The following is a 19,910-nucleotide window of genomic DNA, read 5'->3' as shown; positions in this document are numbered from 1 at the left end:
CTGCTAGTCGCTTGAGGCCAGAGGGTCAACCGGCTTGACCCGAGAACGCGCAACACCCAGCACCACGCCGCCGAGGACCAGCAGCACAAGCACACCCCAGTCTCCCCAGACACGATAGGGCGGTGCGGTGGCGAGGCGCGGCGGCAGGGTCACGTCGAGAACACCCGCTTCCCCGAGCGGCAGGCTGCCCAGCACGCGGCCCTGCGCGTCGATCACCGCCGAGATGCCGGTGTTGGCCGCCCGCAGCACCGGCACACCCTGCTCAACGGCCCGAAGACGGGCCTGCGCAAGGTGCTGGTAGGGCCCCGAAAGCCGACCGAACCAGGCATCATTGGTGATGTGAATGATCCACTCTGGCCGGGGGGCGGCAATGATCTCTTCGGCAAAGATCGCCTCGTAGCAGATCAGCGGCAGAACGCCCTCAAACCCCTCACCGAGGCGTATAAGCCGCAGCCCGTCGCCGGGCGCGAAACCCTGCATCACCGCTTCGGCCAGGCCGCCCGGCGCCCAGCTTCCAAGCCAGCTCGCCCCGGGCATATACTCGCCGAAGGGAACGAGGTGAGACTTGTCATAGTACTCGGTCACGTCGGCGCCCGGGGTGATGACAGCCAGCGAATTTCGGGCGAAATCCCCGTCACGGCGCTGCACGCCGACCACAACGGGCGCACCCTGCGCGGCATCGGCCACTACCTGGGCCGTTCCGTTGCCCGGCGCCAACAGGTAGGCCAGCGAGGTTTCCGGCCAGACGACAAGATCGGGCTTCGGCCCCTCGGGCGCCTGCGCACTCAGCGAAATCAGCCGCTCGAAGAAGACCGGGATCATCTCTTCCGTCCACTTCAGGTGCTGCGCCGCGTTGGGCTGCACCAGCCGGATGGTCTGCGGCGCTCGCGGCTCCACCTCTTGCCCAAGCCGCCACAGGCCGTAGGGCACCGGCAGCGCGAGGAAGGCCAGGGCCGCCAGCACGCCCAGCGCCGCGCGCCGGATGCCGAGCGCCGCCGGGATCGCGGCGGCCAGCGTGGTGAACAGCGTCAGCAGGTGCGGCCCGCCCAGCGCCACCAGGTGCATTTGGGGCTGGCCCACCCAGACATGGCCGATGAGCGCCCAGGGAAAGCCCGTCCAGAGATGGGATCGCAGCATCTCGACCGCCGCCAGCAAGACCGCACCCCAAAGCGCTCGCTGCCACCGCAGGCGGCCTAGCCAAGCCGCACAGCCGAACGCGAGAGCCCAAAACAGCGCAAAACCCCCAGCATGGGCCAGAAGCGCCGCCGGGGCCAGCCAGCCGTGGCGCCACGGATCGACGAAAAACGGCTCGACGATCCAGAACATGGTCGCCACCACGTAGCCGACACCCATGGCCCAGCCGCGCCAGGCGGCGGCTTTTGGCGCCGGAACGAGGGCAAACAGCGCAAAGCCCAGGCCGAGCGCCGCGACCGAAACCCAGGGCAGACTCAGCGGCGCCTGCCCGGTGCCCACGAGGGCCCCAAGCACGGCGAAGAGCGCAAAACTCTTCCACCGTCCCGTCAGCCAACCGGCCATATGCTCTGGAAGTTCAGCCTTCGGCGCCACCGGCCACCCGTTGCTCCGCCGTCCCGGGAAGCCGCACGCGCAGCCGCTTTACCCGGCGCGCATCCGCATCGATCACTTCGAACTCGGCGCCCGTGGGGTGAGGCACGACCTCGCCCCGGATCGGCACACGGCCCGTGAGCATGAAGACAAGCCCGCCCAGCGTGTCGACCTCTTCGAGATCCTCGGCATCGGCGAGCGCAACCCCGGTTTCCTCCTCGAAGTCCTCCAGCGGCGTACGCGCCATGGCAAGAAATTGCCCTGGCTTCTCTTCGGTCCAGAGCTCGCCCTCTTCGATGTCGTGCTCATCCTCGATCTCGCCGATCACCTGCTCGATGAGATCTTCGATCGTCACCAGCCCGTCCGTGCCGCCGTATTCGTCGATCACCAACGCCATGTGCATGCGGTCGTTCTGCATTTTCTGCAACAGCACCCCGATCGGCATCGAGGGCGGCGCATAGAGCAGCGGGCGCAGCATGGGCTTTAGGTCAAACGCCTCACCATGGCCGTTGAACCCGTATTTCAGAGCAAAATCCTTGAGGTGCACCATGCCCACAGGGCTGTCGAGCGTGCCCTCGTAGACCGGCAGGCGGCTCATGCCACTGTCACGAAACACCGCCACCAGATCGTCCTTGCCGATATCGAGCGGCACGGCGACGATTTCCACTTTCGGGATGACGACGTCTTCCACGCGCATGCGGTGCAGGTTGCCCATGCCCAGCATCGCAACGGACTCGCGTCCGCCATTGCGGCCCCGTGGCTCTTCGGCCTCGTCCTCCGCGTCTTCTTCACCAGAAAAAATTGCATCCGCAAGCCGGCCCCAAAGGCCCTTGCCCTCAATACTCTCAGCCTCCTGCGCACCCTGCGCGGCGCTAGAAGACCCGTCCGAACTGTCGCCCATCGTTCCTTTCCATCAGGCACCCCATCGCCGGGGCTGTCACTCATATGGGTTCTTCACCCCCAACTTGGCAAGTACTTCCGCCTCCCGCGCCTCCATCAGCTCCGCGTCTGCATCGTTCACGTGATCATACCCCAGAAGATGCATCAGTCCGTGAACGACGAGATGCGTCAGATGGTCCTCCAGCAAAATCCCGCCGGCCTCCGCCTCCCGGGTGCAGGTCTCCCAGGCCAGGGCGATGTCTCCAAGAGGCAGTGTCCCGTCCGGATCGGCTTCCGGCGTGAGAGGCTCACCGCCCGGCGCTTCGGGCGCCAATTCCTGCGCGGGCCAACTCAACACGTTGGTCGGTTTCGGCTTGCCGCGATAGGCCCCGTTCAACTCGGCAACCCGTGTGTCGCCCGCCGCCAGCACCGAAACCTCGGCCTCGCCCAGTTCATGCCAGGCCAACACCGCGTGCAGGGCCCGTGAAGCCAACCCCTCAAGCCCTACCGCCTCCCAGCGGTCGTCCTCGAAAACGACGTCCAGCTCCATTTTCTTGCTTCAAATATCTCCGGGGGTTTGGGGGCAGCGCCCCCAATCACTGATGAATCGAAGGCGCCGCAGGCGCTCAATTGGCTTCGGGCTCAGCCCTGAGCCTCTGCCTTGTCGTAGGCCTCGATGATCCGGGCCACCAGGGGGTGCCGCACCACGTCCTTGGCCGTGAAATAGTTGAACGTGATCCCCTTCACCCCGTCCAGCAGGTTTTCAGCCTCGCGCAGGCCCGACTGCACGCCGCGCGGCAGGTCCACCTGGCTACGGTCGCCCGTAATCACCATGCGGCTGCCCTCGCCCAGGCGGGTGAGGAACATCTTCATCTGCATCGTGGTCGCGTTCTGCGCCTCGTCGAGCACCACGAAGGCGTTGGCCAGGGTGCGCCCGCGCATGAAGGCGAGCGGCGCGATCTCGATGCGTTTTTCCTCGATCAGCTTCTGCACCTGCTTGGCGGGCAGGAAGTCGTTCAGCGCGTCATAGAGCGGCTGCATGTAGGGGTCGACCTTGTCCTTCATGTCGCCGGGCAGGTAGCCGAGCTTCTCGCCCGCCTCCACGGCGGGACGGCTGAGGATGATCCTGTCGACATGGCCAGCGAGGAACATGTTCACGCCCACCGCCACGGCGAGATAGGTCTTGCCGGTGCCCGCGGGGCCGATTCCGAAGCCCAGTTCATTCTCGAAGAGGGCCCGCACATAGGCCTTCTGCGCTTCGGTGCGCGGCTCCACGATCTTCTTGCGTGTCTTGATCTCGACGCGCCCGCCCTGGAACATCTCCAACTGGTCGGCTTCCCGCGCTCCGCCATCCTCGCGCACCTGTCGCCCCAGGCGGATCGCGCCGTCCACATCGCCCGGCTCGATCGAGCGCCCGGCTTCCAGTTTGGCGTAGAGTTCCTGAAGAATCACCGCCGCCTCGCTGCGCGGCCCGGCCTCCCCGATGATCGCCAGCTGGTTGCCCCGCCGCAGGATCTGCACACCCACCGCATGTTCGACCTGCGCCAGGTTGCGGTCAAACTCGCCGCAAAGCTCGATCAAGAGGAGGTTGTCAGGGAATTCCAGCGGTGTTTCCAGAATATCCTTGGGGTTGGGCGGGGCGGTCAGGGCACTGATTCCCAAAAACTGCGTCTCCATCGGCTGGCTAGCGATACGCTAGATATAGTGGTTCACAAAGTCAGGTTGCCAAGAGCCGAGCCATCGCGCAAGCCGCATGCGCAGTGTTTTCACGCAAATGATACAAAAAGAGGCTGCAGCACCCCCACCCAAGGGCAATGGCCGTGATCTGCAGCAGCGGCAAAACCCGCGCGGCACTCAGATCGGGTCCGGGAAATCCGAGCCCGACTTGTAGCCACCCTGCGCCGTTCCGGAAGGGCCGGCCCCGGAGCAAACGGGTTTTCCACGGGGATCGAGCCGCTGGCTCAGGTAGCCTTCCACGCCATCGTCGATGATCCAGTGATCGCAGCCATTTGGATCAATCCAGATCCCGGCCTCCAGCTGTGTAAGATCCTTGCTGTCGAAACCACGATCAACCGTCTTGTCGAGCTTGTCGGAACAGGCCCCGAGCGAAAGGGCAGCTGAAACAACCGCGGTGGTCCTGAAAATGGGCATGGGCGTCTCCCGTTTACCGGATGCAGATGATCTCGACCCGGCGGTTCTGCTGCATCCCAGCTGCCGTCCGGTTCGAGGCGACCGGCTTGCGTTCACCGTAGCCGCGCACATCAATGATCTTTGCACCCGCCGCCTTGCCGACCCGCGCCACAGAGGCCGCACGCCGTTCGCTGAGTTTCATGTTGTAAGCATCGCTCGCCCGCGAGTCGGTATGGCCGGCGATGATGTAGCCGCGCGCCCTGTTGGCGCGGAAGAATCCGGCAAGTCGTTTCTGCCCCGCAGCCGAAATCGCGGCACTGTCCGTCGCGAAGAGCTGGTCCGATTTCATCACCCCGCAGACGTTGCCGCGCCGACAGACGGGAATGCCCTCGCGGGTGACATGGGGGGTCATGTAACCTTCCACACCGTCATCCATCACCCAGTGCTCACAGCCGTCAGGATCCACCCAGATGGTGGGCACGTAGCGCTGCGATTTGCCCGGCGTCGTTTGTGCCCCGGCGCTCTGGGAGAAGGGGCTGCTCAACGTCAAGAGTGCTGCCGCCGCCAGGAAAAAACACCGGAATGGACTACGAACGATCTGGACCAAGAGCGACTGTCCTCTTTCGATTTAACCAAGCGACCCCGTTTCAACCAAGCGATCCCGTTGCGGGCGTGAGACCACGCCTGCATGCGTCAACAACCCTCGGGGCCCATACGCCCGAGGCTATTCGGAGATGGTTAACAGAAAGCAAACGTCGGAGAACAAAACCGGATATCGGCAAAAGCTCGCCCGCCGGGCTCGCGCCAGGGACGTCAGACGAGCGTTCCTGCGAGCGAATTCGGGCCCGACTCGGTGATCCGGACGCGCACGAGATCGCCCACCGAAAGCCCTTCACTGACCACATGCACGGCATGCAGATGGTCGGATTTGCCCACCATCTGGCCCGGCAGGCGCCCCGACTTTTCGATCAGCACATGCACCTCGCGGCCCACCATGGCGTCCTGCGCCGCGCGTTGCTGCCGGGTGATCAGGGCCTGAAGCCGCTGAAGCCGGTCATCGGCCACGGCTGCCTCCACCTCGGGCCGCTCCGCTGCGGGCGTTCCGGGGCGGGAGGAATACTTGAATGAGTAGGCCGCGCCATATTGCACCTTCTCGATCAGGTCGAGCGTGGCCTGAAAATCCTCTTCGGTCTCCTCGGGGAAGCCGACAATAAAGTCGCCCGACAGCAGCAGGTCCGGCCGGGCGGCGCGGATGCGGTCGATCAGCGCGATGTAGCTTGCCGCCGTGTGCTTGCGGTTCATCCGTTTCAAGATGCGGTCGGAGCCCGATTGCACCGGCAAGTGCAGGTAGGGCATCAGCTTCTCGCAATCGCCATGGGCGGCAATCAGGTCGTCTTCCATGTCGTTTGGGTGCGAGGTGGTAAAGCGGATGCGCTTCAACTCATCAATCTCGGCGAGCCGACGGATCAGCCGGGCCAGGCCCCATGTCTCACCACCATCTTCGCCGTGGTAGGCGTTCACGTTCTGGCCGAGCAGGGTGATCTCGCGCACCCCGCGCGACACCAGCTCTTCTGCCTCTGCCAGCACCCGGGCCACGGGGCGCGATACCTCGGCGCCGCGGGTATAGGGCACAACGCAGAAGGCGCAAAACTTGTCGCAGCCTTCCTGTACCGTCAGAAACGCCGTCGGACCACGCTGTGCCTTGGGCCGGCCCTTCAACTTCTCGAACTTGTCCTCCTCGGGGAAGTCCGTATCCAGCGCCTTCTCTCCGCGCCCGGCCTTCGCCTCCAACTCGGGCAGGCGGTGGTAGCTTTGTGGCCCCACCACCAGGTCGACCAGCGGCTGGCGGCGCATGATCTCTTCGCCCTCGGCCTGGGCCACGCAGCCCGCCACGCCGATCTTGAGGTCGGGCTTGGCGGCCTTCAGATCCTTGTAACGGCCCAACTCGGAATAGACCTTCTCGGCCGCCTTCTCCCGGATGTGGCAGGTGTTGAGCAGGATCATGTCGGCCCCGTCAGGGCTTCCCACCTGCTTATAGCCCTCCAGCGCCTCCGCCATGCGCTCGCTGTCGTAGACGTTCATCTGACAGCCATAGGTCTTGATGTAGAGCTTCTTGGTCATCGCGCGCTTTCCGGGCAAGGTCGGGGCGGTGTCTATCGCATGGCCCCCTGCCCCGCAACGGTTGCGCTTGAAGCTTCATTAACCCACAAATGGCACAACCTCGCGATGGGTCCGACGGTGACATGAAATACAGCTCTCTCAATGACTTCCTCGATCAGGGAAAGGCGGTGCTGGCCAAGGGGCCGATCGCCGTGATCTGCGTTGAAGACCTGCAAGAGGTGGCGACCACGATCCGGCACCACCGGATGGCCGGGTTTCGCGAGATCGTTCTGCTGGCGCCCGACGCGCTGGAACTGCCCGCCGCGCTGGAAGATCAGGTGCACCGGGTGCGCTACGACATGCACGCCGATGACGCGCTGGTGGCTGCCATGAACCCGATCATCGCGGCCACCGCCCCCGGCGAGTGGCTCTATTACTGTTACAACGCCGAGTACCTCTTCTTTCCCTTCTGCGAAAATCGCAACGTGGGCGAGATGCTGGCCTTTCACGTCGAAGAGCGCCGGGACGCGATGCTGACCTACGTGGTCGACCTTTACGCCGACGACCTCGACCGCTTTCCCGATGCCGTCTCGATCGAAAACGCACATCTCGACAAGTCAGGCTACTACGCGCTCGCACGGCCAGACCCGGCCAACCACAACTACCCCAAGGAGCGGCAGCTGGATTTCTTCGGCGGGCTCAGGTGGCGCTTCGAGGAGCACGTCGACAAGGCGCGCCGCCGGATCGACCGGATATCGCTGTTCCGGGCCAAACCGGGGCTTCGGCTGCTGCCCAATCACACCTTCTCGGAAGAGGAGTACAACACCTACGCCTGCCCCTGGCATCACAACCTGACGGCCACGGTCTGCTCGTTTCGCACGGCCAAGGCCCTGAAATCGAACCCCGGCAGCCGGTACGACATCGACACCTTCAAATGGCACAATTCGACGAAGTTCGAGTGGCATTCCCAGCAACTGCTCGACCTCGGGCTGATGGAACCGGGCCAGTGGTTCTGAAGGCCCGAATTTTCGTACGAAAATTCGTTGTCCCGGACGCGCCTGTCAGACCCGGCGCAGGCGGATGACCACGTCGACCTTGGCAATCTCGGTGCCCTCGGGGGCCTCCGGAATGCTGGCGAGGCGCAATTGCTCGGTGGGCGCGTCCGTCAGGCTCTGGCTGTCTTCCCAGTAGAAGTGAGGGTGATCGTCGGTGCGCGTGTCGAAGTAGCTCTTCGAACCGTCCACCGTGATTTCCTGCATCAATCCGACGTCACAGAAAGCACGCAGCGTGTTGTAGACCGTGGCCAGCGACACCCGCTCTCCCGCGGCACGGGACGCCTCGAAGAGGCTCTCGGCGGTCACGTGGCGATTGCAGCCATCACCGACCAGCAGAGCCGCCAGCGCAAGCCGCTGCCGCGTCGGGCGCAAGCCGCCCTCTTCGAGCCATTTCGATCCACGCGATTGCGCCACGTCTTGCATCAGGTCGGGTCCACTCTCCTGCCTGTGACAACTATATCTGCCCATCCCGCCCGATTTCAAATGAAAACCGGTCGCAACTGCGCCGCCCTGTCGCGCTGCCACCACTATTGCGCCTGCGCGGCGCCGGGTGGTAGAGGGGGCGCTGAACGGGCATGAAATGACTGGGAGGCAGGGCCGAATGGCGGACCATCCGAACACATTCGACAAGGAAGGGCTGCTGAAGTGCGCCCGGGGCGAGCTGTTCGGGCCGGGCAATCCGCAGCTTCCCGAGCCGCCGATGCTGATGATGGACCGGATCACCGACATTTCGGCCGATGGCGGCGAGAACGGCAAGGGCCACGTGGTGGCCGAGTTCGACATCCACCCCGATCTCTGGTTCTTTGCCTGCCACTTCCCGGGCGATCCGGTAATGCCCGGCTGCCTTGGCCTCGATGGCCTCTGGCAGCTGACCGGCTTCAACCTCGGCTGGCGCGGCATGCTTGGCCGGGGCCGTGCCCTGGGCGTGGGTGAGGTGAAGTTCACCGACATGATTACGCCCGCCACCAAGCAGATCACCTATCACGTCGATTTCACCCGGGTCATGGACCGGAAGTTGAAACTCGGCATCGCCAACGGCAAGATATTCGCCGACGGGAAGCACGTCTTCACTGCCGAGGGCATGAAGGTCGGGCTTTTCTCCGACGAGTAACAGGGGCCACCCCCCGCAAAACACGAGGTTTCATGCGTCGCGTCGTCATCACCGGGATCGGCATCGTCTCCCCCATCGGGATCTCCGCCGAAGAAGTGACCGAAAGCCTGAAAACGGGTCGGTCGGGCATTACAGCCGCGCCGGAATACGTAGAGCACGGGTTCCGTTCCTGCATCCACGGCAAACCCGATATCGACGTCACCGAGCACATCGACAAGCGCAACCTGCGCTTCATGGGGTTTGGAGCGGCCTATAACTTCATCGCGATGGAACAGGCGGTGAAGGACAGCGGGCTTGAGCCTTCCGATGTGTCGAACGTGAGGACCGGGCTCATCATGGGCTCCGGTGGGCCCTCAACCTCCAACTTCTTCACCGCACATTCGATCGTGAAGGAAAAGGGCAGCCCCAAGCGGATGGGCCCCTTCATGGTCACCCGCTGCATGAGCTCCACAAACTCTGCCTGCCTTGCCACGCCCTTCGGGATCAAGGGCATCAACTACTCCATCACCTCGGCCTGCTCGACCTCGCTGCACTGCGTGGGCAACGCGGTGGAGCAGATCCAGATGGGCAAGCAGGACGTGGTCTTCGCCGGCGGCGGCGAGGAGGTGGATTGGACGCTGTCTTGCCTCTTCGACGCGATGGGCGCGATGAGCAGCAAGTACAACGACACCCCCACCAAGGCCTCACGCCCCTATGACGCCACCCGCGACGGCTTCGTGATTTCCGGCGGCGGCGGCGTTGTGGTTGTCGAGGAACTGGAGCACGCCAAGGCGCGCGGCGCGAAGATTTACGCCGAAGTCACTGGCTATGGGGCCACCTCGGACGGCGAAGACATGGTGGCGCCCTCCGGAGAGGGGGGCGAGCGGGCGATGCGGCTGGCACTGTCCACCCTTGGGGAAGATCGCAAGGTGGATTACGTCAATGCCCACGGCACAGCGACGCCTGTTGGCGACGTTGTGGAAGTGGAGGCCATTCGCCGTGTCTTCGGCGAAGGCAGCACGCCGCCAATCTCTTCTTCCAAGTCGCTTGCGGGGCACAGCCAGGGCGCCACGGGCGTGCTGGAAATCATTTACTCCATCCTGATGATGGAAAACCGTTTCATACAGGCGTCTGCCAATGTCACCGAGCTCGATCCTGCCCTGAACCCGGGCGAGATCGTCACAGAAACTCGGCTGGACGTCGATCTCGATTCCGTTCTGTCCAACAGCTTCGGTTTTGGCGGCACCAATGGATCTCTTATTTTGAGCAAGTATCACGGATAGTTACGATGGCTGATTTGATGCGGGGCAAGCGCGGCCTCATCATGGGCGTGGCAAACGACCGCTCGATTGCCTGGGGCATCGCGAAAGCCATGGCATCAGAGGGCGCAGAGCTGGCCTTCAGCTACCAGGGCGACGCCTTCGGCAAACGGGTGGAGCCTCTGGCCGAAAGCCTCGGCTCTGATTTCCTGCTGGATGTCGACGTGATGAACGACGAGAGCATGGATGCGGCCTTCAGCCAGATCGGGGCGCGTTGGGGCAGCCTCGATTTCGTGGTGCACGCCATCGCCTATTCCGACAAGAATGAGCTGGCGGGGCGGTTCATCAACACCACCCGCGAGAACTTTCGCAACTCGATGACCATCTCCTGTTTTTCCTTCATCGACGTCGCCCGCCGGGCAGCTCCGTTGATGAGCAACGGCGGCACTCTGCTCACCCTCACCTACCAGGGCTCCAACCGGGTAACGCCTTTTTACAACGTGATGGGCGTGGCCAAGGCTGCGCTGGAGAGCTCTGTGCGCTACCTCGCCGACGATCTCGGCCCCGACGGCATCCGGGTGAACGCAATCTCGCCCGGCCCGATGAAAACCCTCGCGGGTGCGGCCATTGGCGGCGCGCGCAAGACCTTCCGCTTCACCGGGGCCAACGCGCCGCTGCGTGAGAACGCGACGCTGGAGGCTGTGGGCGGCACTGCCGTCTACCTCGCCTCCGACTATGGCGCCTGCACCACCGGCGAGATTGTCCGCGTGGATGGTGGCTTTCATGTGCTGTCCATGCCACAGCCGGAAAACCTCTGACAATATTCGTTCCCGCCTCATGTCACCCTCGGGCTTGACCCAAGGGTCTCTTGGAGCGCGAGATCCTCGGGTCAAGCCCGAGGATGACTGCGAATAACCTGCGCTGTGCCAAATTAGCGCCTGAATCCAATGCAAACTCCGGCCATATGACACTGTTGCTTTTTGCCCTTGCGCTCTGTGCGTTCACCGCGTTTTCGCTTCGTGGCGGCCTCGTGGCCCCGCGTGGCATGGTGGTGCACAGCCTAGACACCAACGGCATTCTCATGGGGCTCGCCGCCTTCGGCCTCGCAGCCTGGTTCTTCGGCCCGCTCTATGGCATCGCGCTGACCCTTTCGGTTGTCGTGCACGAATTTGGCCATGTCGCGGCCTACCGGGTCGCCGGACATGCCGACGCTCGCTTCCGGCTGGTGCCGCTCATGGGCGGTGTCGCCATTTCCAACCGGCTGCCCGACACGCAGGCGGAGAGCTTCTTCATCACGCTGATGGGACCGGGCATCTGCATTGCGCCAATGGTGCTGGGCTTTGCCATCTCCGAGGTCTTCGCCTGGCGCGCGCCCGAAATCGCTCATGCCGCCTGGGTCTTCGCCATCGTCACCGGCGCGCTCAACTTCTTCAACCTGCTGCCGTTCTGGCCGCTCGACGGCGGGCGCTGCGTGAAGATCCTCGCACAAACCTTCTGGCCCCCGCTGGGCCGGGTGGTGGCGATGGGGATGAGCGCTGCCTTCGCGGCAACCGCGCTCTGGATGCAATCGACGGTGCTCTTCTTCTTCGCCCTGATGTCGGCCCAGTCGCTTTTCAGCGAGCATGACGAAGCCAACTACCAGCGCCCCATGACGCGGGCGCAGGGCGCCCTTGCGGCAGCGGCCTACCTCTTCACCACCGCCGCGCATCTGTGGGGCGGATGGGCGCTGCTAGACAGGTATATTCTCTAGCTCGGGGTCTTCCCCGCCAGCAGGTTTGGCTTGGTCGACAGACGGGGTCATGAGGCCCAGCATCGCGCCGGTTGGATCCTGCACAAGGGCAATGCGGCCCGTGTCGGGCACATCGAAGGCTGCGCGGAGCACCTTGCCGCCAGCAGCCTCGACCTCACGCAGCGATGCATCGACATCCCCCACCGCGACATAGGTAAGCCAATAGGGTGTCTCGCCTGCCATATCATCTGGGAGCGCCATGATGCCTGCCACCGGCCCACCGTGGGCATGGGCCACGTGATAGGTGCCATCGGGCATGTCAACGCTCTCGAAACGCCAGCCGCAGACACCCTCGTAAAAAGCTCGGGCGGCCTCCGGGTCACCCGTCATCAACTCACTCCACCAGACCTTGCCGTGATTCAGCGACATGCGCCTTGCCTCCATGGTCTGCGCGATTCCCGCGATCAGCCTAGCACAGCCTCTTCCGCCCCGGACGCCCCTGTGCCAGTCTGCCGCGGGAAAGGGGGGTGGCATGACGATCAAGGCATGTGTTTTCGACGCCTACGGCACGTTGTTCGACGTGGCGGCCGCCGCACGCGAGGCTGCCTCGGAACCTGGGCGGGAGGCGTTGGCAGGCTGCTGGCAGGCGCTGGCCGAGACCTGGCGCCAAAAGCAGCTGGCCTACAGCTGGCTGCGCGCGATCAACCAGGCGCACACCGATTTCTGGCAGGTGACCGGCGACGCTCTGGACTACGCGATGGCCGAGCAGAAGCTCACCAATCCCGAGTTGCGCGAACGACTGATGGCGCTTTACTTCGAGCTTTCGGCCTACCCCGAGGTGCCCGAGATGCTCGCGGCACTGAAGAACGCCGGCTACAGCACCGCCATCCTGTCAAACGGCTCGCCCGACATGCTCATGGGGGCCGTGACCTCCGCCGATATCGGCGCCCTTCTGGATGAGGTCATTTCCGTCGAGGATGTGGGCGTGTTCAAGCCCGACCGCCGCGTTTACGATTTGGTAGGAACCGCGCTCGACGTGGCCCCGAACGAGGTGCTGTTCGTGTCGTCCAACGGTTGGGATGCCGCCTCTGCCGCCGGCTACGGCTTTCAGACCGCCTGGGTCAACCGGGCGGGCCTTCCGATGGACCGGCTGCCTTGGCAACCTGTGCATGAACTCACCGACCTCACAACAATCCCGGATCTTGCAGGACAGCTCTGATGCCCAGCTACACCGCCTCGGACGGCACCCGTATTCATTTCCGCGACGAAGGCGAGGGGCTGCCGCTGCTCTGTCTTGCCGGGCTGACCCGAATTGCCAGCGACTTCGACTACGTTGCACCGCATCTGACCGGTTGCCGCATGATCTGCCCCGACTACCGGGGGCGCGGCGGCTCGGGCTGGTCGGGCGCGGAGACCTATACAGTGCCTGTCGAGGCGAAGGACCAGCTTGAACTGCTCGACCACCTCGCGCTGGAGCGCGTGGCCATCCTCGGCACCTCGCGCGGCGGGCTGATCGGTATGGGCCTTGCGGCGATGCACCGCGACAGGATCATGGGCCTGTGCCTCAACGATGTCGGCCCGGCGCTGAACCGCGATGGGCTGGAGCGGATCTTCGATTACGTGGGCCGCAACCCGGCGGCCAAGACGCATGTTGACCTTGCCAACGCCCTCCCCGGCGCGATGCCCGGCTTTGCCAAGGTGCCAACAGAGCGCTGGCTCGAGGAAGCGCGGAAACACTACGATGAAACGCCCGAAGGGTTGAAAATCAATTACGATCCCGCCCTGCGGCAGTCTTTCCTCGCCGCCTTCGAGGGCGACATCCCCGAGGCCTGGCCGCTGTTCGAGAAGCTGAAGGGCCTGCCGCTGGCGCTGATCAGGGGTGCGAACTCGGACCTGCTGACGCAGGAGGCGGCGCGCAAGATGCGCGAGATGATCCCCGAGATGATCTACGCCGAGGTGCCAGACCGCGCCCACATTCCGTTTCTGGACGAGCCGGAGGCCTTGAAGGCGCTGGACCAGTGGCTGGAGAAAATGCGTTGAATTTCGGGATGATAGAAGCCGCCGCCGCACGGTTGAGAGGCCACGCGCGGGTGACCCCCCTATTGAGTTCGCCCTTCCTCGACGAGATCGCAGGGCGGCGGGTGTGGGTGAAAGCCGAATGCCTTCAAGTGACCGGCAGCTTCAAGTTTCGCGGCGGCTGGTCGGCCGTGTCGGCGCTTGAAGGTGAGGGCGGGGTGTTGGCCTATTCCTCGGGCAACCACGCGCAGGGCATTGCGGCTGCGGCGCAGGCCCATGGGCGCGAGGCGGTGATCGTGATGCCCGCCGACGCACCGGCAATCAAGGTTGCGAATACAAAGGCTTACGGCGCACAGGTTGTGCATTACGACCGGGCGACCGAGAGCCGGGAAGAGATTGGTGCAAAGCTTGCCGAGGCACGCGGGCTGACGCTGATCCGGCCATATGATGAGCCACAGGTGATTGCTGGGCAAGGCACCTGCGGGCTGGAGATTGCCCGCCAGACCGCCGAAGTGGGCGTGGACGGGGGCGACGTGATTGCCTGCTGTGGCGGCGGCGGCTTGTCATCCGGGATCGCGCTGGCGCTGGAGGAAGCCGCGCCGAGCTTCCGGGTGCGGACGGCGGAGCCGGAGCGGTTTGACGATGTCGCACGTTCCCTGGAGGCCGGAGAACGCGTTGAAAATGAAGCCCTTTCTGGCTCCATCTGCGATGCCATCGTCACCCCGACGCCGGGCGAACTGACCTTCCCGATCCTCAAACGGCTGGCCGGGCCCGGCTTTGCCGTGAGCGACGAAGAAGCCCTGCGCGCCATGGCGCTGGCCTTCCTGCGGCTGAAGATCGTGCTGGAACCGGGCGGCGCGGTGGCGCTGGCCTCGGCGCTGTTCCGCCCCGGTGAGATCGAGGGGGACGACGTGGTGGTGGTGGCCTCGGGTGGCAACGTGGACCCGGTGGTTTTTGCCCGCGCGATAAGCACTTACGGAGATGCAGCATGAGTGATTGGACAGTCGCCAGCTTCAACGTGAAGAACCTGATCGGGGCGGAGAAGGAATACTACCGCTTCGAGCAGTACACCCCCGAGGAATACGCCTGGAAGGCCAATTGGCTTGCCGATCAGGTGGCGTCCCTGAACGCCGATCTCATTGGATTTCAAGAGATTTTCGAGGAGGACGCGCTGCGAGACGTGGTGGCGCAGGCCGATAGGATGGGCGAAGCCTCCAACGCGGTTTCGGTGCCGGATCGCTCCAAGCCCTATCACCGCAAGGCGATTTTTCGCAAACTGGCCTATGAGCCCTATGGCGATGCGGCGCTGGCCTTTGCAGCCAACCTCAATGACGGCGGGCCGGGAGAACGGCGACCGGGGGTTGCGGTGCTCTCGCGCAACGGGTTTGTCGGCACGCCAGAGATCGTGCAAGAGCTTGATACACCGCTGGAAATTCCGCTGCGCGACCTCGGTGGAGAGGGGGCCGGGAGCTTTACCCTGAAGCGCACCTCGCGGCCCGTTCTGAAGGTGAAGGTCCCCGTGGGGGACCATGTGGTGACGGTGTTCAACTGCCACCTGAAGAGCAAGCTGGGCGAGTTCATCACCCCGCAAGGCGCTGAATTCGCACCGGAATCCAACCTTCTGGACTATGATGCCGTGGGCCGTGCCATGGGCTCGCTGCGCTCGGCACTGCGGCGGATGGCGGAGGCATGGGTGCTGCGGCGCGAGGTGGTGGCAGAGCTGAAAAAAGGCAACCCTGTCATTGTGTTAGGCGATCTGAACGATGGCGAACATGCGGTGAGCAGCGAGATCATCACCGGGGAAGCGCCGTTCAAGAATTACGCCTGGATGCGGCGGCATGATGCGGAGCACCGCGGCGACCGCTACAGTGTTGAAGAAGCGGCACAAATTACCGAAAGCGTGGATTCCATGCGGCTGCATTCGGCGGAGAAGCTGTTTGTGCGAAAGAGCCTGCGAGACATGGTGTATACGGCGGCATTCGGTGGGGTCTACGAGAGCATCGACCAGATCCTGCTGAGCCGCCACTTCCACCCCGACTTCGAGCAAGCCGTTGGAAGCATGGAGTATTTCAGCGTCTTCAATGACCACCTTACCGATGGCTCACACCCGGAGGCCCCCTATAACAAGCTGGCCTCGGACCATGGGCAGATCATGGCGCACCTCCGCTTTGCCGAGTGACCCATTCAAATATGCATGGATTAGCGGAACCTTAACCGTGATCCGGCCCAGTGTGCGGGAAAGCGCACATGCAGAACCCATACACATCCGATGCACAACCCATGCATATTCAAAAATGAACAGGAGGCGTGAATGGCGAGGGTGAAAGCGGCTGTGGCACGGAGTTTCGGCGCGCCCCTGTCGATCGAACAGGTCGATCTGGCAGCCCCGCGAGAGGGCGAGGTGGAGGTGGTGCTGGAGGCCGTGGCGATCTGCCATTCGGACATCCATTTCGCGGAGGGCGCCTGGGGCGGCGCGCTGCCTGCTGTCTATGGACATGAAGCCGTGGGCCGGGTGGCCGCGACAGGGCCTGGCGTGCGCGGGCTGGCAGAGGACGACCGGGTGCTGGTGACGATGCTGCGGGCCTGCGGGCATTGTGGCTGCTGTGTCGGCGGCGCGCCGGTTTACTGCGAAACCGGCTATGACCGCGAAGCTCAGAGCCCGCTTAGCTGCGAGGGCGAAGGGCTGAGCCACGGGCTGGGCACGGGCGCCTTCGCGGAGCGGGTGGTGGTGGACCAGAGCCAGCTTGCCCCCCTGCCCGAGGATATCCCCGCCACATCGGCCTGCCTGCTCGCCTGCGGCGTGATCACCGGCGTGGGCGCGGTGGTGAACACGGCGCGGGTGCGCCCCGGTGAGACGGTGGTGGTGATCGGCGCGGGCGGCGTGGGGCTGAACGCGATTCAGGGTGCCCGGATCGCGGGCGCGGCGCGGATCGTGGCGGTGGACATGAGCCCGGAGAAGCTGGACGCCGCGAAGGAATTTGGCGCGACGGACGGGATACTGGCCAGCGACGCGGAGCCGTGGACGGCGCTGCGGCGGATCGCGCCCAAGGGGGCGGATGCGGTTTTTGTGACGGTCGGGGCGGTGCGGGTGTATGAGACGGCGCTGAACTATGCCGGAAGCCGGGGCCGGGTCTTTGCGGTGGGGATGCCCCATTCCGGCGAGGAGGCGGCCTGGGAGCCGCTCATGGTGGCGGCGCTGGGGCAGAAGATTGAAGGCTCGCTGCTGGGCGAGGTGGTGCTGAAGCGGGATATTCCGTGGATGGTGGAGCTGTACCGGCAGGGGCGGCTGAAACTGGATGAACTGGTGAGCGGGACGTGGACGCTGGAGCAGATCAACGAGGCGATTGCGGACACCAAGGGCGGTGGGGCACGACGGAATGTGATCGTATTTTGAGCCGAGTGCGCTCGTCCGCCCTTCGAGGCGTCCTCGCTCTGGCGCTTTTGCTCTTCCGCCCTTCGAGACGTCCTCGCTCTGGCGCTTTTGCTCGTCCGCCCTTCGGGGCGTCCTCGCGGGGGCGAAGAAAGGCCCTAGGGTCTTGATGAGCCGGGCCGCAACGTGATGGGGTAGCGCGATGAAACTTGCCGATCTCGATGTCATCGTAACCTCGCCGCCCGCGCCGGGATGGGGCGGGCGCTATTGGATATTGGTGAAGCTCACCACGGCCTGCGGGATCGTGGGCTGGGGCGAGGTGTATGCCGCCTCGGTGGGGCCGGAAGCGATGCGGGCGGTGATCGGCGATGTCTTCGCACGGCACATGGAAGGCGAGAGCCCGGAGAACATCGAACTGATGTTTCGCCGCGCCTATTCGGCGGGCTTCACCCAGCGGCCAGACCTGACGGTGATGGGGGCCTTCAGCGGGCTCGAGATGGCCTGTTGGGACATTGTCGGCAAGGCGCGGGAGCGGCCGGTTTGGGCGCTGATCGGGGGGCGGACGAACGAGAGGCTGCGGGCTTACACCTATCTTTACCCCGAAGAGGGGATGGCGCTACCGGAGTTCTGGAGCAGCGCGGAGATGGCGGCAGAGGTGGCCGCCCGGCGGGTGGCCGAGGGCTGGACGGCGGTGAAGTTTGACCCGGCGGGGCCTTACACCGTGCGGGGCGGGCATGAGCCTTCGGCTTCGGACATCTCCCGCTCGGTGGCCTTCTGCGAGCAGATCCGGGCGGCGGTGGGCGACCGCGCGGATTTGCTTTTTGGCACCCACGGGCAGTTTTCCGTTTCGGGCGCGCTCAGGATGGGGCAGGCGATTGCGCATACCGGGCCGCTCTGGTTCGAGGAGCCGGTGCCGCCGGACAATGTTGGCGCGATGGCGCGGGTGGCCGGCGGGCAGCCGGTGCCGGTTGCCACGGGTGAGCGGCTGACGACCAAGGCAGAGTTTGCGCCAGTGTTGCGTGCTGACGCGGCGCATATCCTGCAACCGGCGCTTGGCCGGGTTGGCGGGATTGGCGAAGCCCGGAAGGTGGCGGCGATGGCGGAGGTGTATAACGTGCAGGTCGCGCCGCACTTGTATGCCGGGCCGGTGGAGTTTGCGGCCAATGTGGCGCTTGGCGTGGCGATCCCGAACTTGCTGATGGTGGAGTGCATCGAGACTGCCTTTCACCGCGATTTGGTGAAGGGTGCGATCCGGGTTGAGGAGGGCCATGTGGTGCCGCCCGAGGGGCCAGGGCTGGGGATCGAGGTGGATGAAGAACTGGCGCGGGCGCATCCGTGGCAGGGCAAGGGGCTGCATCTGGAGATGCAGGACGGGCCGTGCCGTTATGATGCGCCGAATGCCTTTGAAGGCGGGGCGCCGCGATGAAGGACAGCGGGACACGTCCCGCCCTGCGGGGATGACATGAAGCCTTTTCTGATTTTGCAGTTGCGGCCCGAGGCGGAGGCCTCGGATGACGAGTTTGCGGCGATTTGCGCCAAGGGCGGCCTGGCGGAGGCCGATACGCGCCGGGTGCGGCTGGATTGCGAAGAGCTGGGCACGGTACGGCTGGATGACTATTCCGGCGTGATAGTCGGCGGCGGGCCGGGTTGCGTGAGTGACCCGCCCGAGGAGAAAAGCCCAGTGGAAGCGAAGATCGAGGCCGCTGTGCTGGGGCTGATGCCGGAGATCACGGCGCGGGATTTTCCCTTTCTGGGCTGTTGCTACGGGATCGGGATTTTGGGCAAGGCGCTGGGTGGGCCGGTTGGCAAGGGGCGCTTTGGCGAACCCGTGGGGACGAGTGCCTGCCGGGTGGTGGAGGGCGATCCGCTGCTGGAGGGCGTGGCGGAGCGATTTGATGCTTTCGTCGGCCACAAGGAAGCGATGGAGGCGCTGCCCGGGGGCTGCGTGCAGTTGGTGGAGAGCGGGCCCTGCCCGTTTCAGATGGTGCGATTTCGTCAGAACGTTTATGCGACACAGTTTCACCCCGAGGCGGATGCGGCGGGGTTTGAAACGCGGATCAGGATTTACCGGCACAAGGGGTATTTTGACCCGGGCGAGGCCGACGGGCTGATTGCCATGTGCCGGGCGGCAGAGGTGACCGAGCCGGAGAAGATCTTGCGGAATTTCGTGGCGCGGTTTGGGTGAGTGGTGGGCAGATTGCCCACCCTACAGTTTGATGTCGGCGTAGACGGGGTAATGGTCTGACGGCCATTCGCCGAGGAATTTTTTCCTAAGGACCAAGGGTTTGCTGACGGTGATGCCGCGGCTGGCGGCGATATGGTCGATCGCGCCGAGGATGTTTATGCCGGCATTCAGGTGGTAGGTGGCGCCGCGTGTGGGGGCGAAGGTGAGGCCGGCCTCTTCGAGGGTGCGCAAGGTGTAGGCACCATGCATGGCGTTCAGGTCGCCGAGCAGGATCGTGGGCGTGCCGGCAGCGATGACGGGGGCGAGGCGGTCGCGGGTGAGGGCGGCGGAGAGGCGGCGGTTGGAGCGGCTTTTGTATTCGAAGTGGACGTTGACGACGCGCAGGCGCTGGCCGTCGGGCGTGGCAAATTCGGCCCAGGAGGCGAAGGCGGGCCAGGAGCCGTTGAAGGTGCGCGAGTAGATCACGTCGGGCGTGGTGGAGAAGAAAAACCAGCCTTCATCGACGGGCGTGAGGCGGGAGGCGCGGTAGAAGAT

22 protein-coding genes are annotated in these 19,910 nt (G+C 64.6%); 12 read left to right on the top strand and 10 right to left on the bottom strand.

From position 1 onward, the window contains the following. Positions 1–3: 3 nt before the first annotated feature. The 7 genes from lnt to miaB form a co-directional block, all read right to left on the bottom strand. Positions 4–1,536 carry an apolipoprotein N-acyltransferase gene (lnt, locus tag DYI42_RS16200; protein ID WP_213547040.1) on the bottom strand — a complete coding sequence of 511 codons (1,533 nt, stop codon included), beginning with the start codon at positions 1,534–1,536 and terminating at the stop codon, positions 4–6. A 13-nt stretch (positions 1,537–1,549) separates the two neighbouring features. Next, complete coding sequence (locus DYI42_RS16195) at positions 1,550–2,464, bottom strand: transporter associated domain-containing protein (RefSeq protein ID WP_213547039.1); 915 nt, start codon at positions 2,462–2,464, stop codon at positions 1,550–1,552. Positions 2,465–2,500: 36 nt separating this feature from the next. After that, positions 2,501–2,992: an rRNA maturation RNase YbeY gene (gene ybeY, locus DYI42_RS16190; RefSeq protein WP_213547038.1), complete on the bottom strand. Its 492-nt coding sequence runs from the start codon at positions 2,990–2,992 to the stop codon at positions 2,501–2,503. 92 nt (positions 2,993–3,084) lie between these two features. Next, positions 3,085–4,104 (bottom strand): PhoH family protein, encoded by a 1,020-nt coding sequence (locus tag DYI42_RS16185; protein ID WP_244867974.1) that lies wholly within the window; start codon positions 4,102–4,104, stop codon positions 3,085–3,087. 192 nt (positions 4,105–4,296) lie between these two features. Beyond that, positions 4,297–4,593: a hypothetical protein gene (locus tag DYI42_RS16180; protein ID WP_213547036.1), complete on the bottom strand. Its 297-nt coding sequence runs from the start codon at positions 4,591–4,593 to the stop codon at positions 4,297–4,299. A gap of 13 nt (positions 4,594–4,606) precedes the next feature. Next, positions 4,607–5,116, bottom strand: a complete 510-nt coding sequence (locus tag DYI42_RS16175) for an OmpA family protein (protein ID WP_244867973.1) — start codon at positions 5,114–5,116, stop codon at positions 4,607–4,609. Positions 5,117–5,385: 269 nt separating this feature from the next. Further along, positions 5,386–6,693 carry a tRNA (N6-isopentenyl adenosine(37)-C2)-methylthiotransferase MiaB gene (gene miaB, locus DYI42_RS16170; protein WP_213547035.1) on the bottom strand — a complete coding sequence of 436 codons (1,308 nt, stop codon included), beginning with the start codon at positions 6,691–6,693 and terminating at the stop codon, positions 5,386–5,388. 122 nt (positions 6,694–6,815) lie between these two features. Between miaB and DYI42_RS16165 the strand changes: the two genes are divergently transcribed. Then, positions 6,816–7,688: a glycosyltransferase family 2 protein gene (locus tag DYI42_RS16165; protein ID WP_213547053.1), complete on the top strand. Its 873-nt coding sequence runs from the start codon at positions 6,816–6,818 to the stop codon at positions 7,686–7,688. A gap of 45 nt (positions 7,689–7,733) precedes the next feature. On the opposite strand, the gene irr is transcribed toward DYI42_RS16165, so the two are convergent. Then, entirely contained in the window at positions 7,734–8,150 is a 417-nt protein-coding gene (gene irr, locus DYI42_RS16160) for a Fur family transcriptional regulator Irr (RefSeq protein ID WP_213547034.1), read from the bottom strand. A 178-nt stretch (positions 8,151–8,328) separates the two neighbouring features. Between irr and fabA the strand changes: the two genes are divergently transcribed. The 4 genes from fabA to DYI42_RS16140 all read left to right on the top strand — a co-directional run bounded on the left by fabA (position 8,329) and on the right by DYI42_RS16140 (position 11,826). Beyond that, entirely contained in the window at positions 8,329–8,838 is a 510-nt protein-coding gene (fabA, locus tag DYI42_RS16155) for a bifunctional 3-hydroxydecanoyl-ACP dehydratase/trans-2-decenoyl-ACP isomerase (RefSeq protein ID WP_213547033.1), read from the top strand. A gap of 32 nt (positions 8,839–8,870) precedes the next feature. Continuing rightward, positions 8,871–10,100 carry a beta-ketoacyl-ACP synthase I gene (gene fabB / locus DYI42_RS16150; RefSeq protein ID WP_213547032.1) on the top strand — a complete coding sequence of 410 codons (1,230 nt, stop codon included), beginning with the start codon at positions 8,871–8,873 and terminating at the stop codon, positions 10,098–10,100. Between the two features lie 5 nt (positions 10,101–10,105). Then, positions 10,106–10,894 (top strand): enoyl-ACP reductase FabI, encoded by a 789-nt coding sequence (locus DYI42_RS16145; protein ID WP_213547031.1) that lies wholly within the window; start codon positions 10,106–10,108, stop codon positions 10,892–10,894. 146 nt (positions 10,895–11,040) lie between these two features. Next, on the top strand, positions 11,041–11,826 hold the full coding sequence (locus DYI42_RS16140; protein WP_213547030.1) for a metalloprotease: 786 nt from the start codon (positions 11,041–11,043) through the stop codon (positions 11,824–11,826). Here DYI42_RS16140 and DYI42_RS16135 read toward each other — a convergent pair. Continuing rightward, a complete protein-coding gene (locus tag DYI42_RS16135) occupies positions 11,806–12,234 on the bottom strand; it encodes a VOC family protein (protein WP_213547029.1) in 429 nt (142 codons plus the stop codon). The two genes, DYI42_RS16140 and DYI42_RS16135, sit on opposite strands and share 21 nt — an antisense overlap. A gap of 103 nt (positions 12,235–12,337) precedes the next feature. Here DYI42_RS16135 and DYI42_RS16130 point away from each other — a divergent pair, with 103 nt between their 5' ends. The 7 genes from DYI42_RS16130 to DYI42_RS16100 all read left to right on the top strand — a co-directional run bounded on the left by DYI42_RS16130 (position 12,338) and on the right by DYI42_RS16100 (position 19,376). Further along, on the top strand, positions 12,338–13,024 hold the full coding sequence (locus DYI42_RS16130) for a haloacid dehalogenase type II (RefSeq protein ID WP_213547028.1): 687 nt from the start codon (positions 12,338–12,340) through the stop codon (positions 13,022–13,024). Beyond that, a complete protein-coding gene (locus DYI42_RS16125; protein ID WP_440870644.1) occupies positions 13,024–13,845 on the top strand; it encodes an alpha/beta fold hydrolase in 822 nt (273 codons plus the stop codon). The genes DYI42_RS16130 and DYI42_RS16125 overlap by 1 nt, the downstream gene beginning before the upstream one ends. Before the next feature lie 8 nt (positions 13,846–13,853). Next, positions 13,854–14,813, top strand: a complete 960-nt coding sequence (locus DYI42_RS16120; RefSeq protein WP_213547052.1) for a threonine ammonia-lyase — start codon at positions 13,854–13,856, stop codon at positions 14,811–14,813. Next, on the top strand, positions 14,810–16,000 hold the full coding sequence (locus DYI42_RS16115) for an endonuclease/exonuclease/phosphatase family protein (RefSeq protein ID WP_213547027.1): 1,191 nt from the start codon (positions 14,810–14,812) through the stop codon (positions 15,998–16,000). Before DYI42_RS16120 ends, DYI42_RS16115 begins: the two co-directional genes overlap by 4 nt. A gap of 132 nt (positions 16,001–16,132) precedes the next feature. Then, positions 16,133–17,215, top strand: coding sequence for a zinc-binding dehydrogenase (locus DYI42_RS16110; RefSeq protein WP_213547026.1), 1,083 nt, complete (start codon positions 16,133–16,135; stop codon positions 17,213–17,215). Between the two features lie 178 nt (positions 17,216–17,393). Beyond that, a complete protein-coding gene (locus DYI42_RS16105; protein ID WP_213547025.1) occupies positions 17,394–18,617 on the top strand; it encodes a mandelate racemase/muconate lactonizing enzyme family protein in 1,224 nt (407 codons plus the stop codon). Positions 18,618–18,653: 36 nt separating this feature from the next. Then, the gene (locus tag DYI42_RS16100; RefSeq protein ID WP_213547024.1) at positions 18,654–19,376 is read left to right on the top strand and encodes a glutamine amidotransferase; all 723 of its coding nucleotides are present in this window, start codon (positions 18,654–18,656) and stop codon (positions 19,374–19,376) included. A gap of 21 nt (positions 19,377–19,397) precedes the next feature. Here the strand turns inward: DYI42_RS16100 and DYI42_RS16095 are convergent. Continuing rightward, a partial coding sequence (locus DYI42_RS16095; protein ID WP_213547023.1) for an endonuclease/exonuclease/phosphatase family protein occupies positions 19,398–19,910 on the bottom strand: 513 nt, incomplete at its 5' end.

The organism is Vannielia litorea (genome assembly GCF_018424695.1).
Taxonomy (GTDB): Bacteria; Pseudomonadota; Alphaproteobacteria; order Rhodobacterales; family Rhodobacteraceae; genus Vannielia; species Vannielia litorea_A.
This window is presented reverse-complemented; position numbering and strand designations above follow the sequence as displayed.

Coding starts and splice junctions, on each gene's coding strand:
- lnt (WP_213547040.1), bottom strand. CDS start 1,536: ATGGCCGGTTGGCTGACGGGACGGTGGAAGAGTTTTGCGCTCTTCGCC.
- DYI42_RS16195 (WP_213547039.1), bottom strand. CDS start 2,464: ATGGGCGACAGTTCGGACGGGTCTTCTAGCGCCGCGCAGGGTGCGCAG.
- ybeY (WP_213547038.1), bottom strand. CDS start 2,992: ATGGAGCTGGACGTCGTTTTCGAGGACGACCGCTGGGAGGCGGTAGGG.
- DYI42_RS16180 (WP_213547036.1), bottom strand. CDS start 4,593: ATGCCCATTTTCAGGACCACCGCGGTTGTTTCAGCTGCCCTTTCGCTC.
- miaB (WP_213547035.1), bottom strand. CDS start 6,693: ATGACCAAGAAGCTCTACATCAAGACCTATGGCTGTCAGATGAACGTC.
- DYI42_RS16165 (WP_213547053.1), top strand. CDS start 6,816: ATGAAATACAGCTCTCTCAATGACTTCCTCGATCAGGGAAAGGCGGTG.
- irr (WP_213547034.1), bottom strand. CDS start 8,150: ATGCAAGACGTGGCGCAATCGCGTGGATCGAAATGGCTCGAAGAGGGC.
- fabA (WP_213547033.1), top strand. CDS start 8,329: ATGGCGGACCATCCGAACACATTCGACAAGGAAGGGCTGCTGAAGTGC.
- fabB (WP_213547032.1), top strand. CDS start 8,871: ATGCGTCGCGTCGTCATCACCGGGATCGGCATCGTCTCCCCCATCGGG.
- DYI42_RS16145 (WP_213547031.1), top strand. CDS start 10,106: ATGGCTGATTTGATGCGGGGCAAGCGCGGCCTCATCATGGGCGTGGCA.
- DYI42_RS16140 (WP_213547030.1), top strand. CDS start 11,041: ATGACACTGTTGCTTTTTGCCCTTGCGCTCTGTGCGTTCACCGCGTTT.
- DYI42_RS16135 (WP_213547029.1), bottom strand. CDS start 12,234: ATGTCGCTGAATCACGGCAAGGTCTGGTGGAGTGAGTTGATGACGGGT.
- DYI42_RS16130 (WP_213547028.1), top strand. CDS start 12,338: ATGACGATCAAGGCATGTGTTTTCGACGCCTACGGCACGTTGTTCGAC.
- DYI42_RS16125 (WP_440870644.1), top strand. CDS start 13,024: ATGCCCAGCTACACCGCCTCGGACGGCACCCGTATTCATTTCCGCGAC.
- DYI42_RS16120 (WP_213547052.1), top strand. CDS start 13,854: ATGATAGAAGCCGCCGCCGCACGGTTGAGAGGCCACGCGCGGGTGACC.
- DYI42_RS16115 (WP_213547027.1), top strand. CDS start 14,810: ATGAGTGATTGGACAGTCGCCAGCTTCAACGTGAAGAACCTGATCGGG.
- DYI42_RS16110 (WP_213547026.1), top strand. CDS start 16,133: ATGGCGAGGGTGAAAGCGGCTGTGGCACGGAGTTTCGGCGCGCCCCTG.
- DYI42_RS16105 (WP_213547025.1), top strand. CDS start 17,394: ATGAAACTTGCCGATCTCGATGTCATCGTAACCTCGCCGCCCGCGCCG.
- DYI42_RS16100 (WP_213547024.1), top strand. CDS start 18,654: ATGAAGCCTTTTCTGATTTTGCAGTTGCGGCCCGAGGCGGAGGCCTCG.